1 rRNA gene is annotated in these 535 nt (G+C 50.3%); it reads right to left on the bottom strand.

Going from position 1 to position 535, the window contains the following annotated elements:
- Positions 1-535, bottom strand: a 23S ribosomal RNA gene (locus tag L1D51_RS21695); the annotation flags it as partial.

Genomic DNA, 535 nt, shown 5'->3' with positions numbered 1-535 from the left:
TTTTAATAAACAGTCCCAGCCACCTGGTCACTGCGGCTCCCGTCCGCTTAAAGAGCAAGTCTCATCACAGATAGGAGCGTACCTTCTCCCGAAGTTACGGTACAATTTTGCCTAGTTCCTTCACCCGAGTTCTCTCAAGCGCCTTAGTATTCTCTACCTGACCACCTGTGTCGGTTTGGGGTACGATTCGGTATAATCTGAAGCTTAGAGGCTTTTCCTGGAAGTATGGCATCAACAACTTCACCACCTTAGTGGCTCGTCTCGTGTCTCAGTCTTAGCGACCCGGATTTTCCTAAGTCACCAACCTACTCACTTTCACATGGACAACCAACGCCATGCTTGTTTAGCCTGCTCCGTCCCCCCATCGCAATTATACCAAGTACGGGAATATTAACCCGTTTCCCATCGACTACGCCTTTCGGCCTCGCCTTAGGGGTCGACTTACCCTACCCTGATTAACATGGGATAGGAACCCTTGGTCTTCCGGCGTGCGGGTTTTTCACCCGCATTATCGTTACTCATGTCAGCATTCGCA

It is taken from the genome of Pseudoalteromonas shioyasakiensis, from assembly GCF_022398475.1.
Lineage (GTDB): Bacteria > Pseudomonadota > Gammaproteobacteria > Enterobacterales > Alteromonadaceae > Pseudoalteromonas.
This window is presented reverse-complemented; position numbering and strand designations above follow the sequence as displayed.